At 61.8% G+C, this 16698-nt stretch carries 19 protein-coding genes; 9 read left to right on the top strand and 10 right to left on the bottom strand.

Translation table 11 applies throughout. The annotated features are described in order from the left end of the window. Window positions 1–13 precede the first annotated feature (13 nt). The 5 genes from OB905_12315 to sdhC all read right to left on the bottom strand — a co-directional run bounded on the left by OB905_12315 (window position 14) and on the right by sdhC (window position 4085). Window positions 14–235, bottom strand: a complete 222-nt coding sequence (locus tag OB905_12315) for a helix-turn-helix domain-containing protein (protein ID MCU4926755.1) — start codon at window positions 233–235, stop codon at window positions 14–16. A gap of 332 nt (window positions 236–567) precedes the next feature. After that, window positions 568–2406, bottom strand: coding sequence for an FAD-binding protein (locus OB905_12310; GenBank protein ID MCU4926754.1), 1839 nt, complete (start codon window positions 2404–2406; stop codon window positions 568–570). Window positions 2407–2408: 2 nt separating this feature from the next. Beyond that, the gene (locus OB905_12305) at window positions 2409–3290 is read right to left on the bottom strand and encodes a succinate dehydrogenase/fumarate reductase iron-sulfur subunit (GenBank protein ID MCU4926753.1); all 882 of its coding nucleotides are present in this window, start codon (window positions 3288–3290) and stop codon (window positions 2409–2411) included. A 1-nt stretch (window position 3291) separates the two neighbouring features. Continuing rightward, entirely contained in the window at window positions 3292–3657 is a 366-nt protein-coding gene (locus tag OB905_12300) for a succinate dehydrogenase (protein MCU4926752.1), read from the bottom strand. Then, on the bottom strand, window positions 3657–4085 hold the full coding sequence (gene sdhC / locus OB905_12295; GenBank protein ID MCU4926751.1) for a succinate dehydrogenase, cytochrome b556 subunit: 429 nt from the start codon (window positions 4083–4085) through the stop codon (window positions 3657–3659). Before sdhC ends, OB905_12300 begins: the two co-directional genes overlap by 1 nt. 251 nt (window positions 4086–4336) lie before the next feature. Here sdhC and OB905_12290 point away from each other — a divergent pair, with 251 nt between their 5' ends. The 3 genes from OB905_12290 (at window position 4337) to OB905_12280 (ending at window position 8511) form a co-directional block, all read left to right on the top strand. Beyond that, a complete protein-coding gene (locus tag OB905_12290) occupies window positions 4337–6490 on the top strand; it encodes an ATP-binding protein (GenBank protein ID MCU4926750.1) in 2154 nt (717 codons plus the stop codon). Window positions 6491–6693: 203 nt separating this feature from the next. After that, the gene (locus OB905_12285) at window positions 6694–6933 is read left to right on the top strand and encodes a hypothetical protein (GenBank protein ID MCU4926749.1); all 240 of its coding nucleotides are present in this window, start codon (window positions 6694–6696) and stop codon (window positions 6931–6933) included. 75 nt (window positions 6934–7008) lie between these two features. Further along, entirely contained in the window at window positions 7009–8511 is a 1503-nt protein-coding gene (locus tag OB905_12280; protein ID MCU4926748.1) for a replication factor C large subunit, read from the top strand. A 24-nt stretch (window positions 8512–8535) separates the two neighbouring features. Here OB905_12280 and OB905_12275 read toward each other — a convergent pair whose 3' ends face one another. Continuing rightward, window positions 8536–9741, bottom strand: coding sequence for an aminotransferase class I/II-fold pyridoxal phosphate-dependent enzyme (locus OB905_12275; GenBank protein MCU4926747.1), 1206 nt, complete (start codon window positions 9739–9741; stop codon window positions 8536–8538). A 139-nt stretch (window positions 9742–9880) separates the two neighbouring features. Between OB905_12275 and OB905_12270 the strand changes: the two genes are divergently transcribed. Next, the gene (locus OB905_12270) at window positions 9881–10447 is read left to right on the top strand and encodes a hypothetical protein (protein ID MCU4926746.1); all 567 of its coding nucleotides are present in this window, start codon (window positions 9881–9883) and stop codon (window positions 10445–10447) included. Window positions 10448–10512: 65 nt separating this feature from the next. Here the strand turns inward: OB905_12270 and sucD are convergent, their stop codons facing one another. Next, a complete protein-coding gene (gene sucD / locus OB905_12265; GenBank protein MCU4926745.1) occupies window positions 10513–11385 on the bottom strand; it encodes a succinate--CoA ligase subunit alpha in 873 nt (290 codons plus the stop codon). After that, the gene (gene sucC, locus OB905_12260) at window positions 11382–12530 is read right to left on the bottom strand and encodes an ADP-forming succinate--CoA ligase subunit beta (GenBank protein ID MCU4926744.1); all 1149 of its coding nucleotides are present in this window, start codon (window positions 12528–12530) and stop codon (window positions 11382–11384) included. The genes sucD and sucC overlap by 4 nt, the downstream gene beginning before the upstream one ends. Window positions 12531–12752: 222 nt before the next feature. Here sucC and OB905_12255 point away from each other — a divergent pair, with 222 nt between their 5' ends. From OB905_12255 to OB905_12235, 5 genes are all read left to right on the top strand, one after another. After that, window positions 12753–13619 (top strand): UbiA family prenyltransferase, encoded by an 867-nt coding sequence (locus OB905_12255; GenBank protein ID MCU4926743.1) that lies wholly within the window; start codon window positions 12753–12755, stop codon window positions 13617–13619. Window positions 13620–13803: 184 nt separating this feature from the next. Then, complete coding sequence (locus OB905_12250; GenBank protein MCU4926742.1) at window positions 13804–14064, top strand: antitoxin VapB family protein; 261 nt, start codon at window positions 13804–13806, stop codon at window positions 14062–14064. Then, on the top strand, window positions 14061–14453 hold the full coding sequence (locus OB905_12245; GenBank protein MCU4926741.1) for a type II toxin-antitoxin system VapC family toxin: 393 nt from the start codon (window positions 14061–14063) through the stop codon (window positions 14451–14453). The genes OB905_12250 and OB905_12245 overlap by 4 nt, the downstream gene beginning before the upstream one ends. 124 nt (window positions 14454–14577) lie before the next feature. After that, on the top strand, window positions 14578–14817 hold the full coding sequence (locus OB905_12240; protein MCU4926740.1) for a hypothetical protein: 240 nt from the start codon (window positions 14578–14580) through the stop codon (window positions 14815–14817). Continuing rightward, complete coding sequence (locus OB905_12235) at window positions 14814–15167, top strand: type II toxin-antitoxin system PemK/MazF family toxin (GenBank protein ID MCU4926739.1); 354 nt, start codon at window positions 14814–14816, stop codon at window positions 15165–15167. The genes OB905_12240 and OB905_12235 overlap by 4 nt, the downstream gene beginning before the upstream one ends. A gap of 287 nt (window positions 15168–15454) precedes the next feature. On the opposite strand, the gene OB905_12230 is transcribed toward OB905_12235, so the two are convergent. Beyond that, a complete protein-coding gene (locus OB905_12230) occupies window positions 15455–15775 on the bottom strand; it encodes a chorismate mutase (GenBank protein MCU4926738.1) in 321 nt (106 codons plus the stop codon). Further along, window positions 15772–16644 carry a shikimate kinase gene (locus OB905_12225; protein ID MCU4926737.1) on the bottom strand — a complete coding sequence of 291 codons (873 nt, stop codon included), beginning with the start codon at window positions 16642–16644 and terminating at the stop codon, window positions 15772–15774. Before OB905_12225 ends, OB905_12230 begins: the two co-directional genes overlap by 4 nt. Between the last annotated feature and the right edge of the window lie 54 nt (window positions 16645–16698).

Below are 16698 nucleotides of genomic sequence, written 5' to 3'. Positions count from 1 at the left end.
GCCAACCGGCCCGCTAGCAGGCCAGTTCGTACCGCCCGTTCGTGCGTCGGAGATGCCCTCGTTCGCGGAGTGCGCCGGTGATCGAGAGAGCCGTGCCCTTGGAGATGCCGAGGTCGTCGTGAAGCGAATCAACCGTCGCGGTCCCCGCGGTCGCGAGGTAGAGGTACACCAGTTTCCCTCGCGCGGACTCGATGTCCGTCGGGACCGACACGTCGAGTTCCTGCGTCGCGCTCATACATCCTCCTGTGTGTTTCGACGATAATAAACCCGTCCTACAACGATCGTCGAAAATCGACCAGTGTCGGGCACCAGTAGGGGGGATCAGATGGCCGGTCGATAGGCGATGACCGACCGATTCGGCGTCAACACCGACTCTGGAGTCGAAACGTCCGTTGTAACAATTGTCGTTGTGACTCAATACCACGATCTGACGGTCGACAATACGGTAGCGGTGCGTCAGGAGGGTACTCCAGTCGAGACGGTCGTCACCGAGCACGCTCGCGAGAGCGTGTGGGCGCGAGTAGAGACCGTGGGTAGAAAACGGATCTGTCCGACTAAAGCGCCAGCTCAGTAGCTGCGAACTTTCGGCTCGTACGTCTTCTCCTCACCCTCTAAGATGACGGGCCGGTAGAAGATCGACGGCTTCCCGCCGTTCCAGGAGATGAGCGTGTGCTTGAGCCAGTTCTCGTCGTCGCGGGTCTGATTCTCCTGGCGCCAGTGAGCGCCGCGGAACTCGTTTCTGACGAGCGCACCCAGCGCGATCGTCTCGGCGACGTCGATCAGGTTGCGCGTCTCGTAGGTCATCTGGAGGTCAGTGTTGAACGTCCGCGAGGGATCGTCGACGTAGACGTCGCGGTACTCCTCGCGACACTCGCGGATGATCTCTAAGGCGTTCGTGACGCCCTCCTCGGTCCGGAAGACATTGACGTAGTCGGTCATCGCCCGTTGGAGCTTCGAGCGAATCTCGGCGTGCTGGACGCCGTCGTCTTTCTCCATCAGCTGATCGACGCGCTCGCGTTCGCGTTCGACGGCGCGTTCGAGCGCTCCCTCCGCGTCGGCGACCTGCCCGCCGTCGGCGGCGATGCTGCCGTCTGCGGGGTCGAGGCCGGCCTCGCCGGGTGTGATCGGTAGGTCGTAGTTTTCGTCCTCGACGCCGGGACCGTAGCCGGTTTCGATCTCGGCAGGGCCAAGATCGCCGCCCGCGGCGTGGTAGCCCGCGCGCTTGCCGAAGACGACGAGTTCGGGGAGGGCGTTGCCGCCCAGTCGGTTGGCGCCGTGGACGGAGACGCAGGCACACTCGCCCGCGGCGTAGAGTCCGGAGATACACGTCTCGCCGTTCTCGTCGGTCTCGATGCCGCCCATCGCGTAGTGCTGGCCGGGCTTGACCGGCATCGGCTCGACGAGCCCGTCGACGCCCTCGAAGTCCTCCGCGAGGTGGAGGATGTTTTCGAGTCGGTCGAGAATGCGGTCGGCTCCGAGGTGGCGCATGTCGAGGTGAACGTACTCGTCCTCGACGCCGCGACCCTCGTTGACCTCAGTGAGTTCGGCCCGGGAGACGACGTCACGGGAGGCGAGCTCGCCGTCGTTTTTCGCGTAGCCATGTTCGAACATGAACCGCTCGCCCTCCTCGTTGTAGAGGATACCACCCTCACCCCGGACCCCCTCGGAGATGAGGACGCCCGTACTCGGCAGCGTCGTCGGGTGGAACTGGATGAACTCCATGTCCTCCAACGGAACGCCCGCGCGGTAGGCCATCGCCTGCCCGTCGCCGGTACAGGAGACGGCGTTGGTGGTGTGGTCGAACGCCTGCCCGGGACCGCCAGTCGCGAGGATGACGCCCTGATTCGCCTTGAAGCCCTGAATCTGGCCGCTCTGGACGTCGTAGGCGACGACGCCGTGACAGCTCCGGTCGTTGGGGTCGGGTTCGTCGCTGGTCGCGAGATTCATCACGTACCACTCGTCGTAGACCTGGATGCCTCGTTTGACGACCTGCTCGTACATTACGTGCAGCAGGTGGTGGCCCGTCTCGGCCCCAGCGTAGGTCGTTCGCGGGTAGGAAAGCCCGCCGAACGGTCGCTGGGAGACGCGGCCGTCCTCTTCGCGGGAGAACGGCATCCCCCAGTGTTCTAAGGTGATCGTGTCCTCGGGCGCGTCCTGGGCCAGCGTCTCGATGGCCGGCGCGTCGCCGAGGTAGTCCGATCCCTTCATCGTGTCGTAGGCGTGCAGTTCCCAGTCGTCGCCCTCGCGCAGCGCGGCGTTGATGCCGCCCTCGGCCGCGCCGGTGTGGCTGCGGACGGGGTGGAGCTTCGTCACCATCGCCACGTCGGCTCCCGCCTCGTGGGCTGCGATCGCGGCTCGGAGGCCGGCGCCGCCGGCGCCGACCACGATAACGTCGTGTTCGTACATGGTTACCAGAACTTCAGGTTCTTCTTCACTGCCTCACGCTTGAGCTCCTGAATGTGCTCGGTGAGGGGGATGTCCTTCGGACACACCTCGGTACAGGAGAACTGGGTCTGACACCGCCAGACGCCGTGTTCCTGCTCGATGATGCGGAGTCGGTGCTCTTTGATCTCTGCTTCCTCCCGATCGTCCATCGCGAACCGGTAGGCCTTGTTGATCGCCGCCGGTCCGAGGTATTGGTTGTCCCCTGCGGCGATGTTACAGCTCGACATGCAGGCGCCACACCAGATACACCGCGTCGACATCTTGACCTTCTCGCGGTTCTCCCTGGACTGGCGCTGCTCTTCGAGCTCGCTCGCGTCGGGCGTCTCCTCGCTCTGGAAGTACGGCTCGACGGCGTGCATCTGCTCGTAGAAGTGGTCCATATCGACGACCAGGTCCTTGACGACGTCCTGGTGGGGAAGCGGCTCGACTCGCACCGGCTGGTCGAGCTCGGAGATCTGGGTCTTACAGCCCAGGCGCTGGGAGCCGTTGACGAAGAAGGCGTCCGAGCCACAGATCGCCTGCCGACAGGAGTGTCGGAACGTAAGCGAGGAGTCGAACTCGTCTCGCGCGTAGATCAGCGCGTCGAGAACGGTCATCCCCTTCGAGAAGGGGACGTGGAACTCGTCGAAGCGTGGCTCCTGTTTGGCCTCCACTTCGGGGTCGTACCGGAACACCTTCAGGTGAACCGTCTCCCCCTCTGTCTCGGATTCGTCTGCGGTCTCCTCGCGGCTCTTCGCCCGCTCGGCCTTTTTGTCGAGTCGCTCCTGCTGGGGCGACTCGGCCCCTTTCATCTCGGGGTCTTCCGGTGCCTCCTGACTCTGTGGTTTCTGTTGTTGCGTGCTCATGTTAGATCCACCCCGCCATGACCAGCGCGACGTACGTTCCCTGTGCGACGAGCGCGACGCCAGCGACGGTGAGTACGACCAGCATGACCTTCTTGGGCGTACCCGACAGCCCCTGATTTACGAGCGCGTTGTAGACGCCGTTGATACCGTGGAACGCGGCCGTGACCAGGAACAACACCATGGCCAGGAAGTAGCCGACGTGGTCCATCCGGGCTTGGGTGCCCGCGAACGTAACGTCTGCGGCGTGGTTGACGAAGTGTAGCTGGAAGAAGTGAAAGGCGAGGACGACGACGAGAAATGCCGCCGTGATGCGCTGAAGGAGCCAGCCGGTTCCGCCGGGCGTAAAGGATGAGTAACGCTCTGCCATTAGAAGCCCACCCCCTGCAGGAAGGTCGGAACGCTCGCGACGGTGATCATCCCGGTGAGGATCAGCGAGGCGTAGAAGCTCGCGTCCTGGGAGTCGAGACCGATGCCGAGGTCGATCATCAGCAGCCGGACTCCGTTAAGGATGTGGAAGACGGCGACCGCCAGCAGGCCGACCTCGAGCACGCGGACGATAAACAGGCCCTCGAGCCCCTGGATCGTCGTCGTGTAGACGTCCTCCCCCGCTGCGATCGTCGCATCACCTTGACTCGCCGCGCCGATTGCTGTGCTCAACACCGCGATGTGGGTAAACAGGTAGCCGATCAGCATCCACCCGGTGAACTTGTGGAAGATCCACGCCCACATCCCGGCCGAGAACTCCTTCCACCGGCCGAAGTCCTCGATGAGACCGCGATTGTAAGACTGACTCATACACTCACGTTGGTGGTTAGACCGGGGAGGTATAGAAGTTACTTCTTCGGAACTGAGTGAGGCACAGAGTACAACGTCCCCAGAATCGCCCACCAGCACACCCTCATGTACGGTGGCTCAATTATTCGCGATGATTTTCACCAGCAAACTGGTCTTCCAGATCGGCCTGTCGATCGGGCACTTGACCGGCTGAAAGAACTAACCATCGTTCAAGAGCATCAGTCTATCCTATACCTACTGCTGCGTCTCCAGTGAGAATTGGCAATGGTCATCGTAAAGCCCAAGGCGGCTATCTGCCTTACGAACATAAAGTGTTCTCTTGGAAGCGCCTCGTGTCTACAGTTGGCCCCAGGCGCGCTCTCGGCGTTCTCGGCGGTCTATACATTGTGTTTGGTGCAGGATGGCTCTTTTCCGAGACTGGCCAGGGCGTACCAGTGGTAAATACCCTTCTTATCTGCCTATTGATTGCTGGTCCGGGCCTCGTCCTTGTTTTCGGAGCATATCGACTCTCACGGACCGATATCGCCCCTGAATACTATCCCGGTATCGTCAGCTGGTGTCTCGCCGGATTCAGTCTCATGGCTACCCTCCTCGTCGTGTATCATCTCCAACCTGGAGAGAGCGTTTCCACACAGGCTCCGCCGATCCTCACAGGGCTCGCCAGTGTTGCGGGCTTTGCCGTGGGCGTTCACGACAGCCGGGCAAAGACACGGGCCCATGAACTCCAAGCGCGTAACGACGTTCTCCGCCAGACACAGATCGAGCTCGAAGACACGGTGGATCGACTCGAACAGGCAAACTACCGACTCGAACGGTATCAGAAATACACTAACGACATGCTGAACGGCATCGACGATCTCTTCTACGTGCTTGACGTGAGCGGCAGCCTTCAGCGATGGAACGAGACGCTGTGTGAAGTCTCGGGCTATTCCGATGTGGAAATCGCATCAATGTCTGCACAGGACTTTTTCGACGAGCCATCTCAGCAGACGATTGCGAACGCAGTTGAGGAGGGATTTGAAATGGGGAACACGCAGGTTGAAGCGCAACTGTGTACCAAAGGTGGGGCGCACATTCCGTACGAGTTCGCTGCCTCAACGATCGAAAACCCTGACGGAGAGACAGTGCTAGTCGGGGTCGGACGAGACGTGACTGATCGGAAAAAACGCGAGAGTGAGTTGTCACACCGGGCTACCCAACAACAGACCGTCGCCGATCTCGGCCAAACTGCACTCGAAACTGATGATCTTGACGACCTCATGCAGGAAGCGACCTGCCTAGTGGCCGAAGTATTAGACGCCGAGTACTGCAAGGTACTTGACCTTGATTCTGATGATCGCGAGTTGTTACTTCGACAGGGTGTCGGCTGGGACGACGGCATCGCCGGGAACGCAACCGTCGGCGCAGACGAGGACGACTCTCAAGCTGGCTACACGCTGCGATCCGAAGAGCCGGTAGTTGTCTCTGACCTCTCTACTGAGAGCCGATTCAGCGGACCGGACCTACTGACGTCTCACAACGTCTTGAGTGGGGTTAGCACGATCATCGGCCCCTTCGGCGGGCCATGGGGAATCCTCGGTGTACACGACACTGATCGTCGGGAGTTCTCGGACGAGGACGTCTCGTTCGTCCAGAGCGTTGCGAACGTCCTTGCAGAGGCAATTGAGCGCCACCAGTATCAACGGGAACTCGAGCAGTTGGTTGCCGACCTCGAAGCGTCCAATGAGCGATTAGAGCAATTCGCATATGCGGCTTCCCACGACCTCCAAGAACCCTTACGGATGGTCTCCTCGTATCTTCGGCTGCTCGAAAGTCGATACGAGGACGACTTTGACGAGGAAGGGCAAGAATTCCTAGACTTCGCTGTTGATGGGGCAGACCGAATGCGTACGATGATCGACGGCTTGCTTCAGTATTCACGCGTCGAAACACAAGGCCACCAGCTGGAACCGATTGAGTTGAATGACGTGGTCGAAGATGTCTACAATGACCTCCAGGTGAAAATTGAGGACAGCGATGCCCAAATCACGACAGACTCACTTCCCCGCGTCAAGGGCGACCCCGACCAGCTGCGACAGGTGTTTCAGAATTTGGTGGACAACGCTATCGAGTATAGCGGTGATGGTCGACCACTCATTCACCTGACTGCACAGCGACGCGGCACAAAATGGGTCATCTCAGTTCGTGACGACGGAATTGGGATTGACGCTGGCGATCAGGACCGAATCTTCGAGGTATTCCAGCGACTACACGGCACAACAGAACGGAAGGGAACCGGCATCGGTCTGGCGCTCTGCGAGCGGATCGTCGAGCGCCACGGCGGCGACATCTGGGTTGAATCCGAACCCGGGGATGGGACGGAATTCTCGTTTACACTGCCGGCAACTGATGGTAGCGCTGACTAACTGCTGCTCTTTTTTCAGGAGCGTCCCTACGCTGTCTACTGGGGTTCGGTCGTTACAAACACACAGATTTCGCTCTGTTGAAACCCCGTTACTGAGACGGATAGCTCCCTGTCTCTCTGAGCCAAGGAGGGGTTCAAACGGCCAAGTAAGCTAGTCTCTCGGGAGACCGCCACAACTATATACAATCTCCGGCAATATCTGCCATGATTTGGCAGGACATCGTATTCACACTCGGTGGGTTTACGATGGCGCTATTGCTCACGCCGACGATTATCAATCCTGAGTCGACGGTGCCGCGTTCAACGAGCGTTCCGACTGGGATGATCTTATTTATCTTCTCGGGGACGTTCGCCTCGCTCGGGCTGTACCTGAGCGCCCTCGCACACGTCTTCTCAGCGTCGATGTGGACAACGATCGCGCTATTACGCCATCCCAGAGAGTGACTAGGAATCCGATACCGGTCGACCTGATGCTCACGCTCCGGAACCACTAAACGCGACTCGGCCCAACCACCGCCAATGAGCGATTGGACCGAAACCTACCGGCCGACGACGCTGTCGGAGGTACGCGGCAACAACAAGGCCCGCGACAAACTCCGCGAGTGGGCCGAGTCCTGGGACGACCACCGGGAGGCGGTGATCGTCCACGGTAGCCCTGGTGTCGGAAAAACCTCGGCCGCCCACGCGCTGGCCGCCGACATGGGCTGGCCCGTCATGGAGTTAAACGCCAGCGACGACCGCCAGGCGGACGTGATCGAACGCGTCGCGGGCGAAGCCGCAAAGAGCGGGACGCTGACCGGCGGCGAGGCCGGCCGGCGGCTCGTGATCTTAGACGAGGCGGACAACTTCCACGGAAACGCCGACTACGGCGGGGCCCGCGAGGTCACCCGTGTCGTCAAGTCGGCCAACCAGCCGATCGTCCTCGTCGCCAACGAGTTCTACGACATGAGCCAGGGGCTACGAAACGCCTGCGAGACGATCGAGTTCCGCGACGTCTCGAAGCGATCGATCGTCCCCGTCCTCCGAGACATCTGCCGCAAGGAGGGGATCGAGTACGAGGATGCAGCCTTAGAGAAGATCGCCGAGTCGACCAGTGGGGACCTCCGGTCGGCGGTCAACGACCTCCAAGCGGTCGCCGAGACGGCCGAAATGCTGTCCGTCGAGGACGTCGTCACGAGCGAGCGCGACACCACCGAGGGGATCTTCGACTTCCTCGACGCCTTGATCAAAGAGGAGGGCGCCGAGGGGGCGCTGCGGGCGTCCTACGACGTCGACGAGACGCCCGACGAGCTGCTAAACTGGATCGAGGACAACGTCCCGAAAGACTACGCAGGTGCCGAACTGGCAGACGCCTACGAGTTCCTCGCGAACGCCGACCGGTGGCTCGGCCGCGTTCGGGCCACGCAAAACTACTCTTACTGGCGCTACGCGACGGACAACATGACCGCTGGCGTCGCCGCCTCGCGCCGGGAGCCAAAGGGCGGGTGGACCCGCTACGGCCCGCCGAGCTACTGGTCGAAGCTCGGCCGCACGCGGGGCAAACGCGACACCCGCGACGCGATAGCCGAGCGAATCGCTGAACGCGAGGGGACGAGCGTCGCCACCGCCCGCCGGGAGATCGTGCCGTACCTCGCGGCGATGACCCACCACTGTCGCAACCGCGAGCTGACGGTGTCGATGGCGGCGGCCTACGAGTTAGACGAGGACGACGTGTCGTTCGTCACGGGAAGCGGCGCGACCACGAACAAGGTCGAATCCATCGTCGCGGACGCCGAGGAACGCCGGCTCACGACGGCAGTCGACAATTCGGGCACCGCCTTCCAGAACGCGACGCGTGGCGGAAACGCGGATCTCGAGGATAGTGAGGCGACTGACGGCGAGTCGGGCCAGGCGATGCTCAACGGAGACGGGGCCGAGAACGACGACGATGGAATCGAGCGGAGCACCAGCGACGAGGAATCCCCCACGGGAGATGCAGAGGGGACCGACCAGGATCAGTCGGGACTAGACGAGTTCTTCTGAGCGAAGCCGTCCCCGTCGACGAGATCAATAGAGGCCGATCTCCGAGCCGGCGGCCTGTATGGCCTCGAGACAGGCACGAATATCGCCTTCAGTGTGGGTCGCCATCGGCGTGAGTCGGAGTCCGCTGGCACCGGTGGGGGTAGTTGGCGGGCAGATTGGCAGCGAAGCGATGCCCCGTTCGCGGAGGCCGTCTGCGAGTGCACACGCATCGCGCTCCTCACCGGTCAACACACACAGGATCTGGGAGTCGCCGAGTACGGTGAGGCCAAGGGACTCGAGCCCATCTCGCATGTGTGCGACGTTCTCCCATAGCTGTTCCCGGAGATCCTCGTGGCGGGCGACGTGTAACGCTTCGCTGGCCGCAGCGGCTGCGGTCGGAGCGAGCCCGGCCACGGCGGTAAACGGCCGCGACTCAGACAGGAGGTGGCTAATCAGCGTATCGGTCCCCGCGACGTATCCGCCCTGGCTGGCCAGCGCGTTCGAGAGGGCACCCAGCTGGACGTCGACACGGTCTGCGAGCGTCTCCGCCTGAACGACGCCGCCGCCGGCGGCGTAGAGTCCGACCGCGTGAGACTCGTCGACGACGATCCAGGCGCCGTAGCTCTCGGCAGCGTCACAGATCGCTGCAAGCGGTGCGACCGAGCCGTCAGCACCGAAAACCGTCTCCGTGACGATGAGCCACGACTCGTCGCACTCGGCGCGTTCAGCCTGCTGAGCGAGGGCGGCGTCGAGCGCGTCCACGTCGCCGTGAGCGTAGGTGACGACTGTGGCGTCTGCGAGGCGACAGCCGTCGGCGATGCTTGCGTGATTGCGCTCGTCGGTGAAGATGACGTCCGGGTCGAGGGCCGTGATCGTCCCGATGGTTGCCGTGTACCGCGAGGAAAACGAGAGTGCCCGTTCGGTGTCCGTGATCTCGGCGAGGCGATCCTCCAGGTCGTGGTGAACGAGGGTGTCACCGGTCGCAGTTCGGCTGGCTCCGGCACCGGTACCGACCGCTGTTGCGGCCTGACAGGCGGCATCCTGAATCCGCTCATCGGCAGTCAATCCGAGATAGTTGTCCGACGCGAATACGAGTGATTCGTCGGCGTCCAGAACCGGGAGACTGCCGTCTGCGGGTGGCGCGAAGCGTCCCCGCTCGGCAACCCGGTCTGCCGGGGAAATCGTGCGTCTGCGGTCGGGTGTCGGCTGCTGGAGGGCGGCCGATCCAAGGTCGAACCCGCGGTCTTCCATTCTCCTGAAGGGAGTCTGTCCCCCGTTTTTACTCTCACGGTTCGCGTTCGTGGCGACGAGCGCTCGAGGCAGCACAAGAATTTAACTCGATGCGCTGTGAGACGCCAACCAACGCCACCGTTGGCATCGAAAGACACCGATGGATACCACTACCGACGATCCGGACGACCGCGAGGAAGAGGGAGACACGAACGGCTTTAGCTACGTCGACCCGTCCAGTACGCGGACCGAGACGGACGACGACGCAAACGGCGGCGAGAAGACAGGTGGCTCGGCTGACGACGGGTTCCAGTGGGTCGAGGATTCGGAGTCAGCGCCAGGGGACACCCAGGGGACAAGGGATGCTGTGCCGTCGGAAGCGCCTGCTGACGAGGGCGGTGAGGCTGGCGCCTCCCGAGACTCCGACGAGGCCGAAGACGCGAGCGTGACTGACGACCCGTCAGACGAGGAGACAGGTGCTAGTGAGGCAGGAACTGATGAGGGCGCAGAAGATGCGAGCTCGGCCGGTAACGATCAAGCCGCCAAGAGCGGTGACGGCCAGACCGCCAAGAGCGGTGACGGCCAGACCGCCAAAAGTGGTGACGGCCAGACCGCCAAGAGTGGTGACGGCCAGACCACCGAAAACGAATCCGACGGGTCGACCACAGTCGAGGAGAGCAGCTCCGGCGGTGTCTTCGCTCGTCTGCGATCTGCACTACCGTTCTGAGAGGAAGGACGGCCACCTCCGCTACGGACGGTTGCCGGTCGCAAGAAAAACCGAGACCGAACTGCTTACTCGAGGAACGACTCGACGTGGTCGGCGACTTCTTCGGGCGTGTCACCGACGGGAACGCCGGCGTCGTTCAGTGCGTTGATCTTGCTCTCTGCTGTCCCCGTACCGGAGCCGGAGACGATCGCGCCGGCGTGACCCATCCGCTTTCCTGGGGGCGCCGTACGACCGGCGATGAAGCCGGCAACGGGCGTGTCGACGTGCGCGTCGATGAACGCAGCGGCTTCCTCTTCGTCCTCGCCGCCGATCTCACCGCACATGACGATGGCGTCGGTGTCGGGGTCGTTCTCGAAGAGCTCGAGAGCGTCGACGAAGTCCGTCCCGATGATTGGGTCGCCACCGATGCCGATCGCGGTGGTCTGGCCAATGCCGCGGTTGGTGAGATTGTCGACGACCTGGTAGGTCAAGGTGCCGGATCGGGAGACGAGGCCGACGTTCCCCTCCGAAAAGATGTTTCCGGGGAGGATGCCGAGTTTCGCCTCGCCGGGCGTGATGAGGCCGGGACAGTTCGGACCGATGAGTCGCGTGTCGGTCTCCGAGAGACGCTTGTTCACCCGCGCCATGTCCTGAGTCGGGATGCCCTCGGTGATCGCGACCGCGAGGTCGAGGTCCGTATCGAGGGCCTCGAAGATTGCGTCGCCGGCGAACGCCGGCGGCACGAAGATGACGGACGTGTCGGCGTCTTCCTCCTCGACGGCCTGGTCGACGGTGTCGTAGACCGGGACACCAGCGGCTTCCTGGCCGCCCTTCCCGGGGACCGCGCCGGCGACGACGTTGGTTCCGTACTCGATCATCTGTTCGGCGTGGAACTTACCTTCTCCGCCGGTGATTCCCTGTACCACGACACGCGTCTCGTCGTCGACTAGTACGCTCATGCGTTCACCTCCTCAGCGTACGCGACGGCACGCTGTACTGCATCCTCCAAGGTCTGCTCGACCGTCACGAGGTCTTCGTTTAGAATCTCCATCCCTTCTTCCCAGTTGGTCCCGGCCAGTCGGACGACGACCGGCTTGGGAATCTCGTCGAACTGCCCCAGTGCCTCGTTGATTCCCTTGGCGACCTCGTCGCCGCGGGTGATCCCGCCGAAGATGTTGAAGACGACCGAGTCGACGTTGTCGTCGGAGAACACCATGTCGAGGGCGTTCGCGATGCGGTCGGCCTTCGCGCCGCCACCGACGTCTAAGAAGTTCGCGGGCTCGCCGCCGTAGTAGTCGACGAGGTCGAGGGTCGTCATGACGAGACCGGCGCCGTTGCCGATGATGCCGACGTCGCCCGAAAGGCGGACGTAGTCGAAGTCGTACTCGTCGGCTTTCTGCTCGAGTGCGTCGCCGCTTGCGGCCTCGGCTTCCATTTCGGCCAGCTCGGGCTGGCGGAACAGCGCGTCCTCGTCGACGTTCATGACGGCGTCTGCGGCGACGACCTCGTCGTCTCCGGTGACCATGAGGGGGTTGATCTCGACGTCCGAGGCGTCCCGGCTCTCCCAGAGCTGGTAGAGCGTCGTGAGAACGCTCGAGACGTCTCGCGCGATGGCGGGATCGACACCGGCGTCGTAGACGGCCTTCCGGGCCTGGTAGGGGTGCATGCCGAACGCGGGGTCGATGTGTTCGCGGGCGATCGCGCCGGGCGTCTCCTCGGCGACAGCCTCGATGTCGACACCGCCTTTCGTCGAGACCATCGCGACGGGCTTGCCCTCGCCGCGGTCCATCGTGATCCCGACGTAGAGCTCGTTGGTAAAGTCGACGGCCCCCTCGACGAGCACGCGGTCGACGTGGTAGCCTTTGAGGTCCATCCCGAGGATCGCATCGGCCGCCTCGCGGGCTTCCTCGTCGTTCGAGACGAGCTCGATTCCGCCAGCCTTCCCGCGGCCACCGACCTGTACCTGCGCCTTGATCGCGACCGGATATCCGACCTCGTTGGCTGCAGCCAAGACGCCGTCGACGTCGTCAGCGAGCTGCGACGGCGGGGTCGGAATCCCCGTGTCAGCGAAGACCTGCTTCGCCTGATACTCGTGAAGCTTCATGTGTGGGTTCGTCGCGTACTTTCGCAACTGCGCAATTAGTAGTGTCGAAACGTCCGAGCGAGCGCGTTGCACACGATAAAAGTTGACAAACACCTCGGCAGCGTCGTGACATAGCCTGCGGCCGGGGTGGTGCCTGCTCGTCCGATCGACGCATTGGCGGTCGAGTCGACGGTAGAAGAGTTAAACAATTCAGGTCCCAATCCGCAGGCGAGGAGACGAACCGTGGATATCCACCGCCGATCGGTCCCGAGAGGGGCGTCGGTGCTAAAGCGTGCTCTACTGGCTCTCGTCCACAGCAACCTCTTCATCTCGGCCGGCGCCACGAGCGTCGCGATCACGACGATGGTGTTGCTCTCACTGCCGATCGATCCGATTCCGCTGTTCGTCGTCTTCGCGGTCACGCTGTTCGTCTACAGCGTCAACCGGCTCACCGACGTCGAAGAAGACGAGCGAAACGTCCCCGGACGCGCTGCATTCACCAGGCGGTACGGCCGGTTCTGGTTTGCACTCGGGATCCTCGGATACCTTCTCGCAGTCGGGGTCGCAGCCGTCGCCGCGCGCCCCTGGACGCCGTTTTTGGCCCTGCCGCTTCTCGTCGCGGTCGCGTACTCCTGGCTGCGGCTGAAGCGAGCGTTTCTCGTCAAGAACCTCACTGTCGGCATCGCCTGGGGCGCGATCCCCCTCGGCGTGGGTGCCTACTATGGCGTGCTCACCGATCCAGAACTCCTGTTTTTCGCCAGCTACGTCACGGTCATGCTGACGGTCGCAGCCGCTATCTTCGACATCAAGGATATGGTGGGCGATCTGGCCCGGGGAATCGAGACGGTTCCCAACAGGTACGGGCCGGCGGCGACTCGCCGCGTCTCGCAGGCGATCAACCTCTTCGCCGCCGCGGTCGTTCTCGGGGCCGTCCTCGCCGGTTTCCTGTCGGCGCCATTTCTCGCCTTGCTCGCGTTTAACGCCTACGTCGGCGCGTACATTCCCTTCGCGACGTCCGACCGGGGGGCGCTGTACTACGGGTTCGTCGTCGACGGCGAGCACCTCTTTCTGGCAATCCTCGTGGTGTTGCTAAACGCACTCGTTTGGTGAGAGAAGAGGCCGTGGCGTCACCACCGCTACTATCGATTTTCGCGCTGCACGACCTTGTTCAGCTCTCTAGCTCACGTTACACTGTTTCGTGTACTTTGCCGGTTTTCGCTACGTTGCACCGAGCCAATTCGGGATGGGATTTGCGCCAGTATTTTTAAGCGTGCATGTAGTACTGTGTACTACAATGGCGACAAAAACGATTTCACTCGACGAGGAAGCCTACGAGCGGTTGAGGGCCCGAAAGAAAGAGGGGGAAAGCTTCAGTGAAACCGTCAAGCGCCTTGCTGGAGAACGATCGTGGAACGAGGTTACAGGAATTCTCTCCGAGGATGAGGCGGCAGACCTCGAGACCGCTATCGAGGAGGGACGAACGAAATCCAGAGAACGAAGTGACCGTCTTACGGCGGAGTTAGACGAGGCCGTAATCGACGAGACGTCAGAATGATTCAGGACACATCATTCATTATCGACCTATTACGTGGTGACGAAAACGCAAAACGACTTCTCGATATCGTCGAAAAAGAAGCACGGCCGCAAAAAGTGTCCTCCGTGACGGTTTTGGAACTCTACGAAGGCGTTGCTCGGTCTCAAACGCCGGAGACGAAGCGAGAGCGAATTCTCGAGATACTGGAAACGAAACACGTCGTGAGTGCCGACCACACCGTGATGCGAAAAGCCGGAAAACTCTCGGGTGAGCTAATCGATGACGGCGAACGGATTGAGCGAGAGGACTGTGTTATCGCTGCGACGGCGCTTCTCAACGATGACCCGGTTATCACTAGAAACACCAAGCACTTTGGGCGTATCGACAGCCTCGACGTACGGTCTTATTGACTACCTATTCTCACGCTGCTCGACCGTGTTCAAGTAGATGAAATCCATGGTAGGATCCATCGAAAATATCTGCCGTGGGTAATAGTGGGCAAGTCTTATTCGGTAGTAGAATCTAGCCAGTAACATGACGAAAGTGGATGTGCGAGACCTTCAGACCAACGAGACTGACGACCGAGGCCGAATCTATCTCGGGACGGAGTACGCGAACAAGCGTGTAACCGTCGCTGTCGTCGACGTAGAATCTGATCATCCTGACGAGGACGAACTGGCTGCCGCGTATCGCGAGGCTTCTGAGAGCGCGGAAGAACTTGCGGACGAGTGGGATGAAGCGTCGGACGAAGCGTGGAGCGGGCTGGATGAATGAGCGAGGATACGGAGGTTCGTCGCGGTGACGTCGTTATCGTTCGCCTTGATCCAGCAGAAGGGCACGAGATGAAAAAGACCCGTCCTGCAGTAGTCGTTCAGAACGATGTCGGGAATAAAAACGCCAGTACGACTATCGTTGCCCCTGCGACTGGGACGTATCGAGGCTATCCGTTCGAGGTTCTTGTCAAAGCAGCAGAGTCGCCCTTCGAGAAAGATTCCTCGATCCGTCTCGACCAGATTCGTGTCGTCTCCATGGAAAAGCGGATTCACTCGGTGGTTGGAGGTCTCGACACGGAAACGATGGAGACAGTGGACGAAGCATTAAAACTGAGCCTCGGACTGGACTGAAGTATCTGCTACGACTAGTATAGTGGAGACGTTATCGCTACGGTCGAGCCACAAACGCTGCACACGCAAGCGACCAACGGGAGCGAGCGGCCTTTTTCATCGAAGTTTTTGCGCGAGCGGTTCGCCTGCGGCGAACCCGACGCAGAAAAAGTTCGCACATGTAGTGTCCGCTGGCCCCGGTGATCGGTCTACTGCTCAAATCATTCGATACGAACTAACTCAACAGCAACCGGAAAATTTCTGATCGCTGATCAAGTGGGACACGCCCTCGAAAACCTGTGTAGTGCTTATCTATTTTCCCTTTGCTCGACCTTGTTCAGTTCGATCAGCAGCCGGAAGATCGCTTTCACCAGATTCGCGTCGACGTCGAACTGCTCGGCGTTGGTACCGGCGCGATCCATCACCTGCTGTTCCTGTTGCTCGTCGGTCGTCGGCAGATCCTTCTCGTCTTTGACCGCGGCGATCGTGTCAGCGACGTAGGTTCGCTGGGCGATCAGTTCGACGATCTCCCGATCGATCGAGCGGATCTCATCGCGTAACTCGTCGAGATCCATCTCCTCGGGCGTTCGCCGCTCGCTACCGGTCGAATCGTTGGTATCTGGTGTCATCTCGTTCGTGCCCCGTCGGTTCGCGTCTGCAGTAATCGTGTCGTTCCGTCGCGCTCATCCCACCGCTGTTGGACCGTCTCGAGCGTCTCGCGTTCGCCCACCGCGACGTAGCTCGGCCCGGTTCCGGAAAGCGAGACGCCGGTCACGTCGGGCAGCGCCTGGAGCATCGGCTCGGTGGAGAAGCCGAGTGCGCCACAGAAGGCAAACCCGTTTACGGTCATCGCCTCGCCGTAGCGGCCGGCGAGGGCGAGCTCGGAAACGACTGCCGCGACTGGTGCGATCCGCTCGCAAGCGCTGACGTCGGCGTCGGCGCTGAACGATTGCTCCGGTGGCGTGTAGACTAACGCCGACCAGTCGACTGGCTCGCGGGCGAGCAGTTCGTCAGCTGTATTATCAGTGACCGTGACGCCGCCGAGCATGCTCGCGCTCGCGTCGTCGAATGCACCGGTGACCGTAACGCCCGCCTCGCGGGCGGCCCGGACGCCGAGGCGGCAGGCGTCGATTCGCTCGACGGCATCCACCAACTCTAGCGCATCGAGGGTGGCAAGCACCGTCGCGTTGGCCGCCGCGCTCGAACTCTTGAGTCCGGAGGCCATCGGCACCTCGCTCTCGGTTCGCACCTGGGCGCCGACCGCCGACTCGGCGAGACCGGCGTCGTCGGCGTATTCGGCGAGCGTGAGCGCGACACATCGCTCGATCAAGGCTGTGTCGGCGTCGGGCTGACCGTCGATCGTCGCCTCGATCTCGCCGTCGTTGGTCAACTCGACCGTAGCCGTGGTCTCGAGGTCGATCGCAAACGCGGATCCGGTGCCCGTCGCCAGGGCGTTGAGAACCGTTCCGGCGGCAGGGGCGACAGCGCGGCCGTCCATACCCCACGTCTCTCGGAGCGACTACTTACGGCTGGCGATCCGCGCCGGGAACTC

This window comes from Halobacteria archaeon AArc-dxtr1 (assembly GCA_025517425.1).
Lineage (GTDB): Archaea > Halobacteriota > Halobacteria > Halobacteriales > Natrialbaceae > Halostagnicola.
This window is presented reverse-complemented; position numbering and strand designations above follow the sequence as displayed.